This window comes from Motilibacter aurantiacus (genome assembly GCF_011250645.1).
GTDB lineage: Bacteria > Actinomycetota > Actinomycetes > Motilibacterales > Motilibacteraceae > Motilibacter_A > Motilibacter_A aurantiacus.
This window is the reverse complement of sequence record NZ_JAANNO010000007.1, coordinates 135,742-150,914: the sequence shown is the minus strand read 5'-3', so window position 1 is coordinate 150,914 and position 15,173 is coordinate 135,742. Positions and strand designations below refer to the sequence as shown.

Annotated in this window: 13 protein-coding genes; 3 read left to right on the top strand and 10 right to left on the bottom strand. The window is 72.5% G+C overall.

Annotation, left to right across the window (positions count from 1 at the left end; translation table 11 throughout):
- The first annotated feature begins 1 nt into the window (after position 1).
- The gene (locus G9H72_RS13960; protein WP_166172076.1) at positions 2-1,390 is read left to right on the top strand and encodes a lipopolysaccharide biosynthesis protein; all 1,389 of its coding nucleotides are present in this window, start codon (positions 2-4) and stop codon (positions 1,388-1,390) included.
- Here G9H72_RS13960 and rfbG read toward each other — a convergent pair.
- The 6 genes from rfbG to rfbH form a co-directional block, all read right to left on the bottom strand.
- Positions 1,375-2,427, bottom strand: a complete 1,053-nt coding sequence (rfbG, locus tag G9H72_RS13955; RefSeq protein ID WP_166172074.1) for a CDP-glucose 4,6-dehydratase — start codon at positions 2,425-2,427, stop codon at positions 1,375-1,377. The genes G9H72_RS13960 and rfbG overlap by 16 nt on opposite strands.
- Positions 2,424-3,317 carry a glycosyltransferase family 2 protein gene (locus tag G9H72_RS13950; protein WP_166172072.1) on the bottom strand — a complete coding sequence of 298 codons (894 nt, stop codon included), beginning with the start codon at positions 3,315-3,317 and terminating at the stop codon, positions 2,424-2,426. Before G9H72_RS13950 ends, rfbG begins: the two co-directional genes overlap by 4 nt.
- On the bottom strand, positions 3,314-4,333 hold the full coding sequence (locus tag G9H72_RS13945; RefSeq protein WP_166172070.1) for an NAD-dependent epimerase/dehydratase family protein: 1,020 nt from the start codon (positions 4,331-4,333) through the stop codon (positions 3,314-3,316). Before G9H72_RS13945 ends, G9H72_RS13950 begins: the two co-directional genes overlap by 4 nt.
- The gene (locus G9H72_RS13940) at positions 4,330-5,157 is read right to left on the bottom strand and encodes an NAD-dependent epimerase/dehydratase family protein (RefSeq protein WP_166172068.1); all 828 of its coding nucleotides are present in this window, start codon (positions 5,155-5,157) and stop codon (positions 4,330-4,332) included. Before G9H72_RS13940 ends, G9H72_RS13945 begins: the two co-directional genes overlap by 4 nt.
- On the bottom strand, positions 5,154-5,933 hold the full coding sequence (gene rfbF, locus G9H72_RS13935; RefSeq protein WP_166172066.1) for a glucose-1-phosphate cytidylyltransferase: 780 nt from the start codon (positions 5,931-5,933) through the stop codon (positions 5,154-5,156). The genes G9H72_RS13940 and rfbF overlap by 4 nt, the downstream gene beginning before the upstream one ends.
- Before the next feature lie 84 nt (positions 5,934-6,017).
- Positions 6,018-7,388, bottom strand: a complete 1,371-nt coding sequence (rfbH, locus tag G9H72_RS13930) for a lipopolysaccharide biosynthesis protein RfbH (RefSeq protein ID WP_331272298.1) — start codon at positions 7,386-7,388, stop codon at positions 6,018-6,020.
- Between the two features lie 218 nt (positions 7,389-7,606).
- Between rfbH and G9H72_RS13925 the strand changes: the two genes are divergently transcribed.
- Positions 7,607-9,355: a glycosyltransferase gene (locus tag G9H72_RS13925; RefSeq protein ID WP_166172063.1), complete on the top strand. Its 1,749-nt coding sequence runs from the start codon at positions 7,607-7,609 to the stop codon at positions 9,353-9,355.
- Positions 9,356-9,368: 13 nt separating this feature from the next.
- On the opposite strand, the gene G9H72_RS13920 is transcribed toward G9H72_RS13925, so the two are convergent.
- Genes G9H72_RS13920 through G9H72_RS13910 form a run of 3 tightly spaced genes read right to left on the bottom strand, consistent with a single transcriptional unit; the run spans position 9,369 to position 13,367 of the window.
- Positions 9,369-10,670 (bottom strand): O-antigen ligase family protein, encoded by a 1,302-nt coding sequence (locus G9H72_RS13920; RefSeq protein WP_166172061.1) that lies wholly within the window; start codon positions 10,668-10,670, stop codon positions 9,369-9,371.
- Positions 10,667-11,839: a glycosyltransferase family 4 protein gene (locus G9H72_RS13915; RefSeq protein WP_166172059.1), complete on the bottom strand. Its 1,173-nt coding sequence runs from the start codon at positions 11,837-11,839 to the stop codon at positions 10,667-10,669. The genes G9H72_RS13920 and G9H72_RS13915 overlap by 4 nt, the downstream gene beginning before the upstream one ends.
- A 10-nt stretch (positions 11,840-11,849) precedes the next feature.
- Positions 11,850-13,367: a hypothetical protein gene (locus G9H72_RS13910; RefSeq protein WP_166172057.1), complete on the bottom strand. Its 1,518-nt coding sequence runs from the start codon at positions 13,365-13,367 to the stop codon at positions 11,850-11,852.
- Positions 13,368-13,538: 171 nt separating this feature from the next.
- Here G9H72_RS13910 and G9H72_RS13905 point away from each other — a divergent pair, with 171 nt between their 5' ends.
- Entirely contained in the window at positions 13,539-14,504 is a 966-nt protein-coding gene (locus G9H72_RS13905; protein ID WP_196791197.1) for a GDP-L-fucose synthase family protein, read from the top strand.
- 47 nt (positions 14,505-14,551) lie between these two features.
- Here the strand turns inward: G9H72_RS13905 and G9H72_RS13900 are convergent, their stop codons facing one another.
- Positions 14,552-15,172 (bottom strand): acyltransferase family protein, encoded by a 621-nt coding sequence (locus G9H72_RS13900; RefSeq protein WP_166172251.1) that lies wholly within the window; start codon positions 15,170-15,172, stop codon positions 14,552-14,554.
- Position 15,173 lies beyond the last annotated feature (1 nt).

Sequence of the window (15,173 nt, the reverse complement as noted above, 5' to 3'; positions counted from 1 at the left end):
CATGACCGTCCCGGGCTCGCCTGTCACCGAGGAGCCCCTGACCGCCGAGGCCGAGGCGGCCGCGCTGGGCAAGGAGCGTTGGCGGCGCATCGGGTTGGCGGTCGTCGGCGCGGCCGGCTTCCGTCTGGTCACCGTCGCCGGATCCCTGGTCACGGTCCCCTTCATCCACAACGTCCTGGACAGCGAGGGGTACGCGCTCTTCGTCCTGGTGACGCAGCTCGCGACGCTGCTCGTCTTCTCCGACCTCGGCCTGGGCAACGGACTCGTCTCGCCGCTCGCACGGGCGCAGGCGCAGGGGGACAGGGAACAAGTTCGGCGCCTGGTGTCGACGGCCTGGTTCCTCCTGCTCGCCGTGGCGGCAGCCCTCGCCCTCCTGCTCGCCCTGGTGTTCCCGCACGTGGACTGGGGTGGCCTGTTGGGGGCGGAAGGCCCCGCGCGGGACGATGCGGCGCGTGCTGTCGCGGTCTTCGCGGCGCTGTTCCTGACGGCCATCCCGCTGGCACTCGCGCAGAAGGTGCACCTGGCGCTGCAGGAGGGCCTTCAGGCCAACCTGTGGCAGCTCGCCGGGGCACTGTTGGGCATCGCGCTGACGGTCGGCTGCATCGTCAACTCGGCCTCGGTGGTCGGCTTCGTGGCCGCCGCGTTCGCTGGACAGACGTTCTCCGCAGCGGCCAACTGCCTCTGGCTGTGGACGCGCCGGCCGTGGCTCCGGCCCGCGCTGCGACTGGTGCGACGCGAGACGCTGGGCTTCCTCGGGCGGTCCGGAGCCCTGTTCCTCGTTCTCGGGTCTGCGGCCGCCGTGGCCTACCAGACCGATGCGCTGGTGATCTCCCACCTGCTCGGCGCAGAGCAGGTCACGCAGTACAACTTCACGCAGCGCGTGTTCAACCTGCCCTACATGGTCGTCGCGTTCGTGATGACACCGCTGTGGCCTGCCTTCGGCGACGCGCTCGCTCGTGCTGACCTCGCCTGGGCGCGCGGCACCCTGCGCAAGGCCATCCTGCTCGGGGCCGTGGTGAACGTTCCTGCGGCCGTCCTGCTTTTCCTCGCCGGAGCGCCCTTGATCCGGGCTTGGACCGCGGAGGACCCGGTCTCGGTCCCCACCAGCCTGCTGCTGGCCTTCGCGGTCTGGACGTTGGTCACCACGTTCCAGGGTCCGTACGCGATGCTGCTGAACGGCGCCCACGTCGTCCGGTTCCAGGTGGTCTGCTCGGTGCTCATGGCCGCCGCGAACGTCGGGCTGTCGATCGCCCTGACCCGAGCGCTAGGCGTCGCCGGACCCGTCTGGGGCACGGTGATAGCTCAGCTCGTGTTCATCACCGTGCCGTCAGCGGTGTACGTCCGGCGCCGGCTGTGGTCCCCTGTGTCTCCGGCTCAAAGCGCCGCGTAGCGGTCCAACTGCTCGTCGACCAGGGCTCGGGCCGGTTCTCCGTCGCGGTAGCGCCGGGTGAACTCCACGGTCCACTCCACGGCCTGCTGCACGTCCAGCCGGGGACGCCAGCCCAGACGGGCGATCGCCAGCGCGGGGTCCAGCATGAGCAGGCCTGCCTCGTGCGGGTTGTCCTGCCCCGGAGGCACGTGCCAGGAGGCCCCGTCCCCCCACACGCGAGCTGCGAGGTCCGCGACCTCCGCGACGGTCCGCAGCCCGTCGTTGAGCGGGCCGAAGTTCCAGGCCCCGCTCGACCGGCCGGCGAGCAGGTTCTCGGCGAGCACGAGGTAACCGGCCAGGGGCTCGACGACGTGCTGCCACGGGCGGACGGCCTGAGGAAAGCGCAGGACGGCCGCCTCCCCGGACGCGAAAGCGTCCAGGAGGTTGGGCAGCAGGCGGTCGGGGGACACGTCTCCGCCGCCGATAACGTTTCCAGCCCGAGCGGTGGCAACGGCGATGTCGGGGCGCGGGAAGGAGTGGGCCAGAGATGCGGTCACGATCTCCGCGCAGGCCTTGCTGGCGCTGTAGGGGTCGTCCCCGCCGAGCGGGTCCGACTCCCGGTAGCCCCACACCTGCTCCACGTTGCGGTAGACCTTGTCCGTGGTCACGACCACGAGAGCCCGCACGGAGGGGGTCTCCTGCGCGGCGCGCACGACGTGAGCCGTCCCCATCACGTTGGTCGCGAACGTCTCGAGCGGCTCCCGGTACGACGCGCGCACCAGCGGCTGGGCCGCGAGGTGCAGCACCACGTCGGGCCGGGTCTCGTCCAACACCCGGCGGACCGCCGCCTCGTCGCGCACGTCGACCCGGGCATCCGTCCGCACCGAACCCGCCAGGCCGGCCGCCTCGTAGAGGGCACCCGGCTCGGGGTCGAGGGCGAGGCCGTGCACGAGTGCACCGCAGCGCTCCAGCCACCGCGTCAGCCACGCGCCCTTGAAGCCCGTGTGCCCCGTGAGCAGGACGTCCAGGCCGCTCAGACCGGATCCGGGCAGGCTCACAGCATCCCCTTCGCCTTGCGCCGCCCGCTGGCGACGAGCTCGCGCACGGACAGCCGGCCGCCCGGGTGCAGGGCGTCCTCCGGGACGCCCTGCCGGCGCAGCATGGCCGAGCGGTGGCTCACCCGCCGCTGCACCTCGGTGGGCACGGTCGCCCCGGCGGCGCCTGCCAGGGCCATCAACGAGGAGTCGTAGCAGGCGCGCAGCATCCGCGCGCCCTCGTCCACCGAGATCGAGCCGTGCTTGGCGTCGAAGTGGGCGAGCGGCACGGGCAGGTGCTCCCCGCGCCCACCGGTCAGCACGCCCCAGTAGAACAGCGCGACGTCAGGGCCGATCGCCTTGCGCGTGCACGGCCCGGGGAGCGCCTGGGCCAGGCCGGCCAGCGCGTCCGACCGGCGCACCAGCCCGGCCGCCGGTGAGAAGGGCAGCACCTCGTCCGGGCTGATCAACCCGCAGAGCACGTCCTTCGCGCCGAAGGAGTGGCGCCGGCCGGAGTACGCGACCCGCTCCCCGTCCGGCCCGTGGACGAGCGCCTGGCACGTCACGGTGACCGCACCGTCCCTGGTCAGGTCCAGCAGCGAGCGCACGGCCGACGGCTCGAGCCAGTCGTCGGACCAGAGGACCTTCGTCCAGGGGCCCCGGGACAGCTCGATGCCCCGGCGCCAGTTCTCCACGGGGCCGACGTTCTCGTCCCACCGGCGGTAGACGAGACCGGGGACGTCGCGACGCGCCTCCTCGATGACGGCCTCGGTGTCGTCGGAGCTGGCGTTGTCGACGACGACGATCTCGACGCCACCCGCGACGTCCTGGCCTGCGGCGGAGTCGATGGCCCGGCGCAGCGTGCGCGCACGGTTGTAGGTCGGGATGACGACCGAGACGAGGGGTCCGGTCATACGGCTCCACCTACCACGCGGCCGGCCCACTCCACGAGCTCGGGCAAGCCCTTGTCCAGCCCGATCTGCGGCCGCCAGCCGAGCAGCTCGTCCAGCTCGCGCACGTCGGCGATGAAGACCTTCTGGTCGGCCGGCCGGCCGGGCCCGCGCTCGTAGTCCGGCCGGTTCCCCGTGAGCTCGGCGAGCTGGTCGAACAGCTCGAGGAGGGAGGCGCTGTTGGAGGGCCCGCCCCCGATGTTGACCGCCCGCCCGCGTACGGCGTCCGGAGCGGCGACGGCGGCGCGGAACGCCCGGTAGAGGTCGTCCACGTGCAGGAGGTCGCGGACCTGCTTGCCGGTCCCGCTGATCCGGTAGCTCTCGTTCGCGCTGAAGCGCTCGGCGAAGAAGGCCGCCCAGCCCTGGTCCTCGGTGGAGAACTGCCGGCCGCCGTAGACGCTGCTCTGGCGGAAGGAGACGCTGCGCAGGTCGTGGAAGTGCGCCCAGTCGACGACGAACTGGTCCGCCGCGCCCTTGCTGCAGCCGTAGCCGCCGTGCAGCCGCAGCGGCAGCGTCGACGGCACGCCGTGGGGGTAGTCCCGCAGCACGTAGCGGGTCTCCGTCTCCTCCACCGCGAGCTCGTCGAGGTCGCCGTACACCTTGTTCGTGGAGCTGTAGACCACCACGGCCTGGGGTGCGAAGTCGCGGACGGCCTCGAGGACGTTGAAGGTGCCGACGGTGTTGGCCTCGAAGTCGTAGCGCGGGTCGCGCAGGCTGGCGACGAAGGACACCTGCCCCGCGAGGTGCAGGACCGCTCCGGCGTCCGAGTGCGTGCGCAGCAGGCTGCGGACCGCCTCCAGATCGCGGATGTCGGCGACGACGACCTCGAGCCCGAGCTCGTCGCGCAGGAACGAGAGGTTCCGGTGCACGCGGGGGCGGGCCAGGTTGTCGACGACCACGACCTCCTCGCCGTCGGCCGCGAGCCGCTCGGCGACGTTGGTGCCGATGAAGCCGCAGCCTCCGGTGACGACCCACTTCATGCGCTGGATTCCTTCTCTGGGGTGTCGAGCTGGCCGGCCTTCAGCGCGGCCAGGAGGGCATCGCTCGCGGTGCGCTCTGCCGTGAACCCGAGCATCCTCGCAGCCGGGCCCGGGTCGGCGACGAGGTCCCCGCTCCAGCCCGGCGCCGGGCCCTGGGACGGCACCCACCCGTGGCCCGTGCCCAGGACGCCCCGGACCAGGTCGACGAGCTCGGCCATCGTGAGGCTGCTCCCGGTGCCGATCTCGAGCGGCTCGGCCGGTGCGGTCTCGGAGGCCACCGCGAGCGCGACCGCGCGTCCGATGTCGGCGGCGTGCACGAGGTCGCGCCGCACGTACGGGGTGCGCAGCTCGAAGGGCGCGCCGGCGCGCAGCCGCGCGGCCACCCGCTCGACCAGGCTGGGCGTGCGCCCGCTCCCGCCCACCACGAGGTGCGGCCAAAGCTCGATGAGGTCGAGGTCCGCGCGCTGCGCGCGCAATGCCCGCGCCGCGGTCAGCTTGCTCGCGACGTAGGGGTCGCCGGTGGTGGCGAGCGGCGTCCGCTCCAGCACCGTCCCGATGTGAACCAGCCGCGCCCCGGACCGCCGGGCGTGCGCCGCCGCCGCGAGGGCCACGTCGACGTTCGCCGCCTGTAGGGCGTCGCCGGAGCCGCGGGCGTCCGACGACATGCCCGCGCCCACGGCATTGACGACGGCCACCCAACCGCGCTCGGGCCAGGCTTCGTCCCGGCCGGGCATGCTGACGGCGTAGCCGGCCGCGCGGAGAGCTTCGGCGGCCGCGCCGCCGATCCGACCCGACGCGCCCAGGACGAGGACGTCCCGGCTCACCAGGTCTTCCAGGGAGCCTTACCCGAGTCCCAGAGCTCCTCGAGCAGCATGCGCTCGCGCAGCGTGTCCATGGGCTGCCAGAAGCCCTCGTGGCGGTACGCCATGAGCTGGCCCTCGGCGGCGATCGCCTCCAGCGGCTCGCGCTCGAAGACGTCACCGTCGCCGCGGATGTAGTCGAGCACCTTGCGGTCCAGGACGAAGAAGCCCCCGTTGATCCAGCCCTCCTCGGACTGCGGCTTCTCCCCGAACCGGGTGACCATGTCGCCGTTCTCGCCCTCGAGGTGCAGCCGCCCGAAGCGTGCCGGGGGACGGACTGCCGTCACCGTCGCGAGCTTGCCGTGGCTGCGGTGATAGGCGATCAGCGCGCTGATGTCGACGTCCGCGACGCCGTCACCGTAGGTCGCGAGGAAGAGGTCGTCGGTGACGTGGGCAGCCGCGCGCTTGATGCGGCCTCCTGTCTCGGTGCGCTCGCCGGTGTCGACCGCCGCGACCCGCCAGTCCGCGACCGCGGACTCGTCGAGCATCTCGACGCTGCCCTCCGCGGTGCCCACGCGGAAGCTGGAGGACATCACCTTGAAGTTCAGGAGGTACTCCTTCACCACCTCGCCGCGGTAGCCGAGGGCGATGACGAAGTCGCGGACGCCGTGAGAGGCGTAGATGTTCATGATGTGCCAGAGCATGGGCCGCCCGCCGACGGTCACCATGGGCTTCGGGCGGGTGCCGGTCTCTTCGCTGAGCCGGGTGCCCAGCCCTCCGGCCAGGATGATCGCCTGCACGTGGTCCTCCCCGGCGCTGCCGCCGCAGTCTGCGCCGGGGCCGTGCGGCCCGGGCTCTCGTGGAACGTAGCGGGTGTCGCGCGGTCAGGCCGCGTCGAGCTCCTTCAGCGCGCGAGCCGGGTCGGCGACGAACTCGCGGATGCTGTCCGCGATGAAGTCGAGCATCGGCTCGGTGAGGCCCGGGTAGACGCCCACCCAGAAGGTGTGCTCCATGACGATGTCGGTGTTGGTCAGCTCGCCGACGACGCGGAAGTCGACGTTGCGGTAGGCCGGCTGCCGCAGCAGGTTGCCGGCGAACATGAGCCGCGTGCCGATCTTGCGGTGGTCCAGGAAGCGCAGCAGGTCACGGCGGTCGATGCCGGCCGAGGGGTCCAGAGTGATCGGGAATCCGAACCAGCTGGGGTCGGACTTGGGAGTCGCCTGCGGCAGGATGAGGGCCTCGACGTCGGAGAGCCGCGCCGTGAGGTGGGCGAAGTTGTGGCGGCGCGCCGCCACGAACTCATCGACCTTCGTCAGCTGGGTCACCCCCAGCGCGGCCTGCATGTCGGTCGCCTTCAGGTTGTAGCCGATGTGGCTGTAGATGTACTTGTGGTCGTACCCGAAGGGCAGATCGCCGAGCTGCCACCCGAAACGCTTCATGCAGGTGTTGTCGTGGCCGGTCTCGCAGTAGCAGTCCCGGCCCCAGTCGCGGAAGGACTCCGCGACCTTCTTGATCGAGGGCTTCTTGATCAGGACCGCGCCGCCCTCGCCCGTGGTGATGTGGTGCGCGGGGTAGAAGCTGAGCGTGGCCAGGTCACCGAAGGTGCCGACCCGCTGCCCGTCGTAGGTGCCGCCGAGCGCGTCGCACGAGTCCTCGATCAGCCACAGGTCGTGCTGCTCGCAGAGCTCACGGACGACACCCAGGTCGAACGGGTTGCCCAGCGTGTGCGCCATCATGATCGCCTTGGTGCGCGGCCCGACGGCCTCGCGCAACCGGTCGGCGTTCGCGTCGTACGTCCCGAGGTCGACGTCCACGACCACCGGTCGAAGCCCGTTCTGCAGGATCGGGTTGACCGTCGTGGGGAACCCCATGGCCACGGTCAGCACCTCGTCGCCGGGCTTGAGGTGCCGCGGCCCGACCTTGGGGCTGGTCAGCGTGGTGAGCGCGACGAGGTTGGCGGACGAGCCGCTGTTGACCATCAGCGCGTGCCGGACGCCGACGTAGCGCGCGAGGGCGCGCTCGAAGTCGGTGTGGAAGCGGCCTGCGGTCAGCCAGCCGTCCAGCGAGCTGTCGACCAGGGAGACGAAGTCGTCCGGGCGCAGCACCTTGCCCGACACCGGGACCGGGGAGACGCCCGGCACGAACTCCGCCGGCGCGAGCGATCGCTCCGAGAACTGTCGGACGAGATCCAGGATCTGCGAGCGAAGGTCGTCGATCTCGGGCTCGTCGGTCGTCGGACCGGGCACCTGCGACACGGACATCCTCGGGGTTTGCGGGCGTGGGGCGCCTGCCAGAATACAGAAGCAAGGCACGCCCGGTTTGTCCGCGCCCACGTGCCACCGCCAGGCTGCCCGCGGCGCGCCCTTAGGGTCGTGCCCGTGAGCCGCGCCCTGCCTCGTCGCCCCGTCGCCGCCGAACGACCCGAGCAGGCTGCCGTCCGGGCCGGCGCCTGGCGCACCCAGGGGACGGGCCGATGAGCAGCGGGGCGGAGCGCCCTGCCCTCGTCCTGGCCAGCAACGTCGGTGGCGGGATCGCGCGGCACCTGCAGATCACGGGCCTGTTCGTGCCGCTGGAGGTCGTCGAGCTGCCGGAGTCCCTCGCGCTGCCGGAGAAGGTCCGCCGGGCGCGCCGGGAGCTGGCCCAGCGCGGCGCGCCGGTGGTGGTCACCCACGGGGTCGCAGCGGCGCTGGCGGTCCGGCTGCGCGGCCGCGCGCTGCGCCACGTGGCGCACGTCGAGTTCTGGCACGGCGACCCCTTCTTCGGGTCGCCACGCCGTAGAGCCGCGTACGAGGCTCTTTCACGGGTCGGCCGGTCCCCCAGCACCCAGGTCTTCACCCACGAGTGGCTCGCGGAGGAGTACGCGGAGGCCGGCGCCCTCCGCGTCGTCCTGCCGAACGCGGTCCCGGACCCGGGCCTGCCGCCGGTCAGTCCTCCGGGGGAGGGTGCGCGGCGGGCGGTGTTCCTCGGGCGGTTGTCGGCGGAGAAGGGCTACACCGACCTGCTCGCCGCCTGGCCCGCCGACTCGGCCGACCGCGGCTGGTCGCTGGAGGTCCTGGGCGAGGGGCCGCTCGCCACGCTCGCGGTGCCGCCGGGCGTGACCCTGCGCGGCAACATCGCCGAGCCGCTGGCCGAGCTGGCCGCTGCGGACGTCGTCGTGATCCCGAGCTGGACCGAGACCGGGCCCTACGTCGCGCTCGAGGCGGCCGCCGTGGGACGTCCCATCATCGCGACCCGGGTGGGAGACATGCCCGCCATGGTCGACGGGTCCGGATGCGGGTGGCTGGTGGCCGCACGTGACGTCCCCGCACTGGAAGCCGCCTTGCGCCAGGCCCAGGAGGCGCCCCGGGCGGAGCTCGACGACAGGGGTGAGCGGGGACGGGCATGGCTGGCCCGCGAGCGCCCGATCGAGCGCTGGGCGGAGCGGGTCCGCGGGCTCTACGCCGAGCGGGGGCCCGCACGCCCGACCGTAGCGGTCGTCGTGCCTACTCTCGGCCAGCGTCCGGACTACCTCGCCCGGACGCTCGCGTCCCTGGCCGCGCAGGACGAGGTCGAGCTGCGCGTGACGGTCGTGGCCCCCGCGGACGCGCACGCGGCGGCTGAGCAGGCGACGAGCGCCGGCTTCGAGTTCCTGGCGCAGACCGGGCGTGGCATGAGCCAGGCGATCAACCAGGGCTGGCGCGAGGGCGCCGGGAGTGACGCCGAGTTCTGGGGCTGGCTCGGAGACGACGATCTGTTGACCCCGGGGAGCCTGCGAGCGGCGACCGCTGCGCTGCGCGCGCGGCCACGGGCGTCGTTCGTCTTCGGCCGCTGCGACTACATCGACGAGGCGGGCGAGGTGCTCTTCGAGGCCCGGCCGGGCCCGCTGGCGGGCCGCCTGCTGCGGTGGGGGCCGGATCTCGTCCCGCAGCCGGGCTCGCTGGCCCGGGCGGAGGCGGTCCGTCGCGTCGGGTGGATCGACGAGTCGTTGCGGTACGCCATGGACCTCGACCTGTTCCTCCGTCTGAAGGACGTCGGACCGGTGGCCTACGTGCCCCGCGTGCTCGCGGCCTTCCGCTGGCACTCCGGCTCGACCACCGTCGCCGGCCAGGACGCGTCCGCCGCCGAGGCCCGCGAGGTGCGGCGCCGGACCTGGACCGGACGGCGGCGCCTGGGCACGGTGCTCGAGCCGCTGGCGATGCAGGCGGGCCGGGTGCTGCACAAGGCCCAGCGCCGGTCGGGCTGAGGGCGGGCGGCGCTCAGGCGCGCCGCGGGCCGGTGAGCTCGACGCAGAGCCGGCCGACCGCCCAGAAGATCGGGACCGCGCCGAACGGCGACTCCAGGATCACGCCGACCAGGCTGGCGACCAGCAGCGACGCGGGGATGGTCACGAGCAGCACGCTCGGGGTGTCGGTGGTCGACGCCCGTAGCAGCCGCCAGGCCCCGCGGCCGGCCTGCACGAGTACCCAGGCGAGCAGCCCGATGCCCACGAGGCCGAGGCGGGCGTACGTGTTGATCAGGGAGTTGTGGGCGGCGCGCACGTCGGTGTAGAACCCGCCGAAGTGGACGCGGGCGCCGGACTTCACGAGAAAGTCCGGTCCGAACCCGACGCCCGCGACCAAGCGGGCGGGCTCCGCGGAGGTGTAGTCGAGCACGTCGCGCCACGCGAGCTCGCGGGCAGAGGTGGTGCCGGCGGAGCTGTTGCGGGACTCGGCGTCGCCACCGGTGAGCCGCTGGTAGACGTTCGTGCTCGGGACGACGACCGCGGCCGCCGCGACGAGCGCCAGCACGGCGGGCACGAGCACGCGAGGTGGGATGCGTCCGAGCACGTGCAGGTTCATCACCAGGACGACCAGCAGGACCGTGATCAGGGAGAGCAGGGCCCCGCGGTTGCCGATCTCGAAGATGACGAACGACGGCCACAGCAGCAGGACGAGCCCGAGCAGGCGCCGCCACGGGGAGCCGTGCGAGAGCAGCAGGTGCAGGCCCAGGGCAGCCAGCAGCGCGAGCACTGCCCCGTCGAAGTCGGAGCGGATCTCGAACGTGTTGGTGCGCTCGCCAAGGGTGGTCGTCCAGGGGCGGAGGGTCTCCGGGCGGTAGAAGGCGATGGTGACCCAGGCTGCGTGCACGAACAGTCCGCCGCCGAGCACGGCCGCGGAGCGCCGCCACGCGGCGCGGTCGGCCTGCACGACGGCTGCCAGGGCGATCCCCGCGTACACGAAGGGTGCGACGTCGCGCAGCACGTCGCGATCCAGGCCCTCGCTCCCGAGCAGTCGGATGAGGGCCCACCCCATGAGGGCGAGCACGGGCAGGAGCACCCGCCAAGCGGCCGCAGACGAGCGCAGGGCCGGGTGATGGCGGGCCACGAGCCAGACCGCTCCGAGCACAAGGAGACAGTCGGTGACGTAGACGGACCGGGAGTCCAGGCCCAGGTAGCTGCCCCATCGGCCGAACGCGAGCAGCCAGGTCACCACGATCGTGCCGGGCACGAGCAGCGGCGGGGGGCCGGGGCGGCGGGCATGCCGGCCGCCCTGCGGGCGGGCAGCGGCGTGGACGGTCACGAGCGCTCGTTCCGCGCTGCCGTGTACACGGCGACCAGGCTCTCGGTCACGACGCTCGGGTGGTACCTCGTCAGGTAGCGGGCCCGAGCGGCCGCACCTCGCCGAGTGAGCCCCTCCCGATCGCGTGCCAGCGCCACGAGCCCGTCAGCCAAGCCGTCCACCGACGGTGGCACCACGAGGCCCACCTCGTCGTCGACGACTCCCGGCAGGCCACCCATGTCGGTGACGAGCAGGGCACGACCGGCGGCCAGTGCCTCGAGGACGACCAGCGGGAGCGCCTCGGCCCACAGCGAGGGAACCGCGAGCGCCGCGCTGGTCGCCAGGAGGTCCGCGACCGCGTCCGGCTCGACACGGCCCAGCACGTCGATGTCCGGTCTGCTCGCGGCGAGCCGGTCGACCTCGTCCCGAGCGGGGCCGTCGCCGGCGATGCGCAACCTACCGAGGCTGCCTGGCTCGAAGCGGGACCAGGCCTCGATCAGCGCCAGCACCCCCTTCTCCTCCGAGAGCCGCCCAACGAAGGCGAAGCCCTCGCCCAGCGAGCTCGCCGGGCCGGGGTCGGGTACGGAATTCGGCTTGATTGTGATCCGGGAGGCCGGGAAGCCGCTCGCCAGCAGGCTGGCCTCGATCTCGGGGGTGAGCGCGATGAAACGGTCGATGAGCTGATATGTCGAGCGGTGCCGTAGCAGGGCTGCCGCCATCACCGCGCTCTGCGCCCTGGAGTCGCGGTAACACGCGTGATGCACCCCGGGCCAGGGCGAGCGGTGGGTCAGACAGTCCCGACAGTCGTGCCCCTCGCGCTGGTACGTGCCCTTCATGCACGTGTGCCGGTGGTTGTGCACCGTCTGCACCACGGGCACGCCTGCCGCCCGGGCCGCGCGGACCACGTCCAAGGAGATCAAGGGGTACGGGTTGTGCAGGTGCATCACGTCGACGGGCGACTCGGCCAGCAAGTGGCGGACGTCCGCGGCCGCGCGGGGGGAGCTGACGGGCGACACGGCGGCGCGCACCTTCTCGGCAGGGGCCATCCCAGGGATCTCGTCACTCGAGCGCAGGTAGGTGACGACGTCGTGCCCTGCGGCTCGGAGCGCCCCGATCTCGAGGTCCACGACCCGGTTCTCGCCCGACGGTATCGCCGATCGGTAGTAGTTGTGGGCGACGAGGACACGCATCCGGCCGAGGCTACCGGGGTCCGGGATGGTTCTCGCCCGGCTCGCCCGAGGCGCCGGCCACTGCGACGGTGGCGGCAGGCTGCGGGTCGCGCGTGCGGCACGCAACCACGATGGACAGCGCGAGGGGCAGGACGACACCGGCCTGCTCCTGCCAGTCCAGCGGCAGGCCGACGGCGACCACGCCTCCCGCGAGTACCAGGACGGCAGCCCTCAGTGGAAGGCGCAGGGCCGATCGACGCACGGTGCCCAGGAGGCCCAGTACGGCGAGTGCGAGGGCACCGGCGTAGGCGAGGGTCCCGGTTGCTCCCAGGTCCCCCCACAGGCCGAGCAGACTGCTCTGCGCGTCCTCGAACTGGAGCCGGGACTCCCTGCCGACCAGCTGCACGGCGAGGTCCGAAGGCGCGGGCAGCCCCACGCCGCTCGCCGGTCCTTGCGCCAGCACCTGGGCGGCGTGACTGACCGAGTTGCCCGGGCCGAGGCCGAACAGGAAGCTCGTCGGCGACTCGGTCGTGCCCTCCCGAACCGCGGTCGCGGCGTCGCGAAGGGTGGGGTAGCCGGCGGTCTCGGGCGTCTCCTTGCCGGCACTGAACTGCTCGATCTCGTTGGCGTGACCCACGAAGACGTCCCAGGTGCCCTGCACGGAGGGGTTCCACACGAGGCCGGCCGCGATCACGGCGACCGCAGCGACTCCCACGGCCCATTCGGACAAGCGCTCCGCGGTGACCGGTCGAGGCTCGCGGCGGGTGCGGCGTGCAGCGCGGGCGCGCACGAGGGCGGCCAGCGGGAGGAGGGCGAGCGCCGCGGGCAACCAGAGCAGCAGGGCGGTCTTGGCCTCGGAGTAGACCGCGAGGATGGAGACGCTGACCAGCCAGAGATAGCGGTAGCGATGCCGCTCGACGAGGGCGAGGACGAGCGCAGCCGGCATCGCGAAGGCGGGCCAGAAATTGTGCGAGGTCGTACCGTCGACCAGGTCAGCCGCGAAGGGGGCTTTCGCCGCCACGTCGTTCTCCACGTACTGCACGAGGCAGACGACGATCTGCAGCAGCACCATCACCCGCAGGGCCATGACGTCGGCGCGGCCACCGACGTGGCGAGCGGCGTGGAACGCGACGTAGAGCGCCAGGGGGAAGAGCAGGACTGAGGAGTACGCCAGCCCGAAACCGGCCCAGTTGTGCGGGCTGCCGAGCACCCAGGAACTGGCAGCGGCGGCGCAGGCGACGAGCACGACAACGGTCAGCGCGCGTCCGAACCGGCCCGTCGTACGCCAGGTGCGCAGGGAGAGGGCAAGAGCCACGGCGGCGAGCGGTGGGACGAGGACGGCGTCCAGGTTGACCAGCGCATGGGGCAGATGCAGCAGCTCGGTGACCGGTCGGACCGTCACGGTCAGCAGGGACAGCGCGATGAGGCCCGCGTAGGCCAGCCGCGGGAGCAAGCCGGCTCTGGGTGCCGACCCGGGCTCGCTCGGGAGCGGCTCCTCCCGCGCGGTCGTCGGCTCGTCGGGCGCGGTCGCGGCCCCCCGCTGGAGCATGTCCCTCCCGGTGGCGACGGAACGGCGACCGGCGCACGGTCCACGGCCTGAGCGTTGCCCGGAGGCCCCGCACAACCGCGGACGCGGGGCGCTGCCGCCAGTACGCTGGAAAGAATACGTGCGCGGGTGCTGTTGTCGCGCATGCACAGGTCGATGCGGAGGAGACAGTTGATGGAACCGGCGGTCCAGTCCACGCTGCCCCGCAGTGCGCGCATCTACGTCGCGGGGCATCGCGGCCTCGTCGGCTCCGCGATCTACCGCCACCTGGTCGCCGAGGGCTTCAGCGACGTGGTCAGCCGCAGCTCCAAGGAGCTGGACCTGCGCGACCGGGGGGCCGTCGACGCCTTCTTCGACGACCAGCGCCCCGACTACGTGGTCCTCGCGGCCGCGAAGGTCGGCGGCATCGTCGCGAACAACACCTACCCCGCGGACTTCCTGAGCGACAACGTCCGCATCCAGGTCAACGTGCTCGACGCCGCCGCGCGCGTCGGCGTGCGCAAGCTGCTCTTCCTCGGGTCCAGCTGCATCTACCCGAAGTTCGCCGAGCAGCCCATCCGCGAGGACTCGCTGCTGACGGGGCTGCTGGAGCCCACGAACGACGCCTACGCGATCGCGAAGATCGCGGGCGTCCTCCAGGTGCAGGCATTGCGGCGGCAGCACTCGCTGCCCTACGTGTCGGCGATGCCCACCAACCTCTACGGCCCCGGCGACAACTTCGACCTGCAGAACTCCCACGTGCTGCCCGCGCTGATCCGCAAGGTGCACGAGGCCAAGCAGCGGGGGGACAAGGAGTACGTCGTCTGGGGGACGGGGACCCCGCGCCGGGAGTTCCTGCACACCGACGACCTGTCCCGCGCGGTCCTCACGCTGCTCGAGCGCTACGACGAGCCGGCCCCGATCAACATCGGCGTCGGGGAGGACGTCACGATCCGCGAGCTCGCCGAGACGGTGGCCGACGTGGTCGGCTTCGACGGGGAGATCGTCTTCGACACCACCAAGCCCGACGGCACGCCGCGCAAGCTGCTCGACGTGTCCCGGATCAACGCCCTCGGCTGGAAGGCGGAGATCGGTCTGCGCGACGGCATCGCGAGCACGTACCGCTGGTTCCTCGACAACGTGGACTCCGCCCGGCTGTGACCCGCTTGCGTGCCCCGGGAGCCTGACGGGAGCGGCCTGCCCTCCCGTCAGGCTCCCCGGAGCGACGGCACTGCGACCCGGTCGACGCCCTTCCGGCCGTGCCACCGCGCCAGCGTCGCCCGCGCACCCCGGCGCACCGGCCGCTCGACGAACCGCTCGGACGCCCAGGCGACCAGGACGAGGGCCGCGGCTGTGCACGTGAACCCGAGGGTCAGCCGTGTGCCGTTCGGCGACACGATCGGCAGCACCACCCACATCACGGGGATGTGGAAGAGGTAGAGGCCGTAGCTGATGTCTGCGACGAAAGCGATCGGGCGCCACGGGCCGGACGTGACGAACCGCAGCAGTGCGAGGAACAGGACGGTCGCCCACAGGGCCGCCAGCCAGCGCGGGTAGGCGCCCGAGTAGGCGTCGGCGCCGACGAAGTGCCTCTGGGACAAGGTGTAGAGGACGAGCACGGCCACGCCTGCCCCGACGGCCGGCAGCGTCGCGAGCCGGTCGGAGTGCCACAGGTAGACCCACCGGCCCAGCAGGATGACGAGCAGGTACGGCACGAGGGAGACGTTGGGAGACGCGGGCCCGAATGTCCGGTCCTCGACGAAGAGCCCCAGGGCGCTGACCGCAGCGGTGAGGGCGACGGTGATCCCGACCGGCCAGCGCCGCGCCAGC

What these genes read in the sequence shown, in the direction of transcription:
- G9H72_RS13915 (WP_166172059.1), bottom strand. Translation starts at nt 11,839, where the DNA reads ATGCGTGTCCTCGTCGCCCACAACTACTACCGATCGGCGATACCGTCG.
- G9H72_RS13950 (WP_166172072.1), bottom strand. Translation starts at nt 3,317, where the DNA reads ATGACCGGACCCCTCGTCTCGGTCGTCATCCCGACCTACAACCGTGCG.
- G9H72_RS13905 (WP_196791197.1), top strand. Translation starts at nt 13,539, where the DNA reads ATGGAACCGGCGGTCCAGTCCACGCTGCCCCGCAGTGCGCGCATCTAC.
- G9H72_RS13960 (WP_166172076.1), top strand. Translation starts at nt 2, where the DNA reads ATGACCGTCCCGGGCTCGCCTGTCACCGAGGAGCCCCTGACCGCCGAG.
- G9H72_RS13925 (WP_166172063.1), top strand. Translation starts at nt 7,607, where the DNA reads ATGAGCAGCGGGGCGGAGCGCCCTGCCCTCGTCCTGGCCAGCAACGTC.
- G9H72_RS13910 (WP_166172057.1), bottom strand. Translation starts at nt 13,367, where the DNA reads ATGCTCCAGCGGGGGGCCGCGACCGCGCCCGACGAGCCGACGACCGCG.
- G9H72_RS13945 (WP_166172070.1), bottom strand. Translation starts at nt 4,333, where the DNA reads ATGAAGTGGGTCGTCACCGGAGGCTGCGGCTTCATCGGCACCAACGTC.